This is a genomic window from Streptomyces palmae (assembly GCF_004684805.1).
In the GTDB taxonomy this organism is placed as follows: Bacteria; Actinomycetota; Actinomycetes; order Streptomycetales; family Streptomycetaceae; genus Streptomyces; species Streptomyces palmae.
In genome coordinates, this window is sequence record NZ_SRID01000491.1 from 1 (window position 1) to 4,209 (window position 4,209).

Genomic DNA, 4,209 nt, shown 5'->3' on the forward strand with positions numbered 1-4,209 from the left:
GGGTGGTCCAGAGCGGGGCGGGCCCCGCTCGGGCGGGCCTCAGGCGGTGATCTGGAGGTGGATGGCGCCGTCGGGGAGGGCGGTGACCCGGAGGTGGGTCAGGTTGGTGATGTGGGCGTCGGGGGCGTGGGCCGCGGCGCGCGGGCCCACCCCCACCACCCGCATGCCGGCCGCCCGGCCGGCGGCGATCCCCACCTCGGAGTCCTCGAAGACCACGCAGTCGGCGGGGTCCACGCCCAGTTCGGCGGCGCCCTTGAGGAAGCCCTCCGGGTCCGGCTTGCTGGCGCCCACCGACTCGGCGGTGATTCGCACCCGGGGCATCGGCAGTCCGGCCGCCGTCATCCGGGCGCTGGACAGCCCCCGGTCCGCGGAGGTCACCAGGGCGTGCGGCAGCCCGGCGAGGGCGGCGAGGAAGGCGGGCGCCCCGGGGATCGGTACGACACCGTCCAGATCGGCGGTCTCCCACTCCAGCATCCGCTGGTTGTCCGCCAGGTTCTCGGCCATCGGGCGCTCCGGCAGCAGCACCGCCATGGTCGCGTGCCCCTGCCGTCCGTGCACCACCCGGATGACGTCGTCCCCGTCCAGGCCGTGCTCGGCCGCCCAGCGCCGCCAGCAGCGCTCCACCACGGCGTCCGAGTTGACCAGCGTGCCGTCCATGTCGAGGAGCAGCGCGCGTGCGGTGAGGGCGGTGACGGTGGCCGGGGACATCGGCGGGCTCCTGGCGGGGGGAGAAAGTGAAACAAGTGGTCCCGCCCGCCGGTCAGGGAGTGCGGGCGGAACCACTTTGTTCCTCTACGATACAAAGCCGGCCCGGGATCACGCCAGCGGCCCCCGCGATCGCCGCCCTTCGTTCGCCCGGCGTTCACCGTCCGCCACGTCCCCTTCGGTCACCTCCGGACGTACAACACGCCAGGTCACAGGGGTTCTCCAGCCCGTGGAGCGCTTCCCGCCCGCCGTCCGCGTTCTGCTGTGGGCTGCCGCTTCCTGTCCGCTCCCTGGCCGGGTCCTCGTGGCCCCACGGCCGCTTTCAGGTCGCGGACAGCCGGCGTTCAGCCGGTGTCCAGCCGTTCTCTCCGGGTGCCGTCCGCCTGCCGGCAGCGTGCCGTCCCCGTGCTGTCCGCCCTGTCCGCGGGCCGGTCGCCACAGCACTCGGGGGCACCCCGCTCGGGCCCGCATACCGGCCCGCGGCGCCGGACGGACCCGTTCGGCGGGCCGTGCCGGGGCGCAGGCGTGAGGATGGGATGACATGGCGCCGGACGGGTCCGCGGACCTGATCGGAGCCGGTCGGGACCGCTACGGCGAGCAGTCGGGGAGCGGTACGGCGAGCGGGAGGGCGCGGCGGGCGGGCCGCACGGACCCGCCCGTGCCGGCGGCCCGTCGCCGCCACGTACCGGGCCCGGCCGCATCGGCACGCTGAGCAGAGGGCAGGAGCCGCGATGGCGCAGGAGGCGAGGAGCTCCGGATCCCCGGCCGACGACACGGCCTCCGTGCCCGGCGAGGGGCAGCACCGGAGCGCGGTGATGGTGTCGATCGGCGCGCTGCTGCTCGGCATGCTGCTGGCGGCCCTCGACCAGACCATCGTCTCCACCGCGCTGCCCACCATCGTCAGCGACCTCGGTGGCCTGAAGCATCTGTCCTGGGTGGTCACCGCCTATCTGCTCGCCTCGACCGCCGCCACCCCGCTGTGGGGCAAGCTCGGCGACCAGTACGGGCGCAAACGGCTCTACCAGCTGGCCATCGTGATCTTCCTGATCGGTTCGGCGCTCTGCGGAGTGGCCCAGGACATGGCGCAGCTGATCGGCTTCCGGGCCCTGCAGGGGCTGGGCGGCGGCGGACTGATCGCGCTGTCGATGGCGATCGTCGGCGACATCGTGCCGCCCCGGGACCGCGGCCGCTACCAGGGTCTGTTCGGCGCGGTCTTCGGCGCCACCAGCGTGCTGGGCCCGCTGCTGGGCGGGCTCTTCGTGGACCATCTCAGCTGGCGCTGGGTCTTCTACATCAACCTGCCGGTGGGGATCGTGGCGCTGGCGGTCATCGCCCTCGTACTCCACATCCCGGTCCGCCGCACCCGGCACACCATCGACTACCTGGGCACCGGTCTGATCGCCGGGGTGGCCGCCTCCCTGGTGCTGCTGACCTCGCTCGGCGGCGTCACCTACCCGTGGAACTCCTGGCAGATCATCGGGCTCGGGGTGCTGGGCGTACTGCTGCTGGTGGCCTTCGTCCTGGTGGAGCAGCGCGCCGCGGAGCCGGTCCTGCCCTTGAACCTGTTCCGCAACCGGGCCTTCTCGCTGAGCGTGGTGATCGGCTTCGTCGTGGGCTTCGCGATGTTCGGCAGCATGACCTATCTGCCGACCTTCCTCCAGATCGTGCGAGGCGTGTCGCCCACCATGTCCGGGGTGCACATGCTGCCCATGGTGTTCGGTCTGCTGCTGGCCTCCACCGGCTCCGGGCAGATCGTCAGCCGCACCGGCCGGTACAAGGTCTTCCCCATCCTCGGCACCGGGATCACCGTCATCGGCCTGCTGCTGCTCCACCGGCTGTCCGAGTTCAGCTCCGACGCGGAGATGAGCTTCTACTTCTTCGTCTTCGGATGCGGGCTCGGCCTGGTGATGCAGGTGCTGGTGCTGATCGCGCAGAACTCGGTCGACTACCGCGATCTGGGCGTGGCCACCTCCGGAGCCACCTTCTTCCGCTCCATCGGGGCCTCCTTCGGCGTCTCCATCTTCGGCACGATCTTCGCCAACCGGCTCACGCCCCGGATCGCCGACGCGCTCTCCGGAGTGCGACTGCCCCCCGGCGTGAGCACCGCCGACCTCAGCGGTGACCCGCGCGCCGTCTCCCGGCTCCCGGCCGGGACACGGGCCGGGGTGCTCCACGCCTACGCGGTCTCCATCACCGACGTCTTCCTGTACGCGGTGCCGGTGGTGCTGGTCGCCTTCGTCCTGGCCTGGTTCATCCGGGAGGACCCGCTGCGGGGCTCGGTCACCGCCCCGGACACCAGCGAGGTGCTCGCCAGCAACCCGGTGGAACGCTCCTCCCGGGAGGAGTGCGCCCGGGCGCTGTCCGTGCTGGGCAACCGGGAGGGGCGCAAGCGCCTGTACGGGGACATCACCCAGCGGGCCGGACTGGAACTGGCCCCCGCCGCCAGCTGGCTGCTGCTGCGCATCGACCGCTACGGCTCGGCGGAACCGTATCTGCTCGCCGAGCGGACGACCGTACCGCTGCGGGTGCTCAACGCCGCCGCCAGCGAGGTCGAAGCACGTGGCCTGGCGGTACGGGAGGGGCTGCCGCTGGTGCTCACCGACGCCGGACGGGATGTGGCGCGGCGGCTGCTCCAGGCCCGCGAGGACGCGCTCGCCGAACTCCTCGGCGACTGGTGGACCCCGGACCGCCCCACCGACCTCACCGAGCTGGTCCGCGAACTCAACCGCGAACTGTGCGGCTCGGACGCGGAGCGGCCACGGGACGGCGGCGACGGCGGCCACCACCACCCGCCTTCCCCTCGCAGACCATGAGCCTTCACGTGACGGCGTGACGGCCTGCCCCCGTTGCCCGCCGGGGTGTGGTCAGACGGCCGGCTCGACGAGCTCCTCGACGAGTTCCTTGCCGTAGAAGCACTCCGCGTACCGGTCCTGCTTGTAGGGCGGGATCTCGGCATAGCCGTGCCGGGTGTACAGCGCCCGGGCCTCCACCAGGTCCAGCCGGGTGTCCAGGACGATCCGGCGGGCTCCCAGTCGGCGGGCGCCGCGCTCGGCGGCCCGCAGCAGCTCCGGGGCGCCACCCAGGCCGCGCAGGGACCGGCGGACGAAGAGCCTGGTCAGCTCGGCGGTCTCCGGGTCGCGCAGCCGCAGCCCCACGCACCCGCCCGGCTCCTCGCCGTGCCGGCCCACCAGGAGCACGCCGTGCGGCGGAACCAGGTCGTCGCTGTGGTGCTCGGCCAGCCCGGACTCGATCTCCTCCGCGGTGGAGGGCCGTCCGTGGTGCAACTGGTACCAGCGGTCGGACACCTCGATGAAGTACTCGCGCAGCAGCGCGGAGGCCTCGGCGGAGTGCACCGGCTGGGCGGTGACGCTCCAGGGCCGGCGGACGGTGGCAGTCTCGGTCATGGCCGCATCCTGCCAGCGGCCCCACGCCCCCTGCCGTGAATTTCCGGCCACCATGGCCTGTCAGAAGGGGGCGGGGCCTGTGTCTTCATGGGGAGGGGGC

Annotated in this window: 3 protein-coding genes; 1 reads left to right on the forward strand and 2 read right to left on the reverse strand. The window is 72.9% G+C overall.

Annotation, left to right across the window (positions count from 1 at the left end):
• Window positions 1-39: 39 nt before the first annotated feature.
• Window positions 40-708 carry an HAD-IA family hydrolase gene (locus tag E4099_RS29760; protein ID WP_135342217.1) on the reverse strand — a complete coding sequence of 223 codons (669 nt, stop codon included), beginning with the start codon at window positions 706-708 and terminating at the stop codon, window positions 40-42.
• A 728-nt stretch (window positions 709-1,436) separates the two neighbouring features.
• Between E4099_RS29760 and E4099_RS29765 the strand changes: the two genes are divergently transcribed.
• Window positions 1,437-3,518, forward strand: a complete 2,082-nt coding sequence (locus E4099_RS29765; RefSeq protein WP_135342218.1) for an MDR family MFS transporter — start codon at window positions 1,437-1,439, stop codon at window positions 3,516-3,518.
• Between the two features lie 51 nt (window positions 3,519-3,569).
• Here the strand turns inward: E4099_RS29765 and E4099_RS29770 are convergent, their stop codons facing one another.
• Window positions 3,570-4,109 (reverse strand): GNAT family N-acetyltransferase, encoded by a 540-nt coding sequence (locus E4099_RS29770; RefSeq protein WP_135342219.1) that lies wholly within the window; start codon window positions 4,107-4,109, stop codon window positions 3,570-3,572.
• Between the last annotated feature and the right edge of the window lie 100 nt (window positions 4,110-4,209).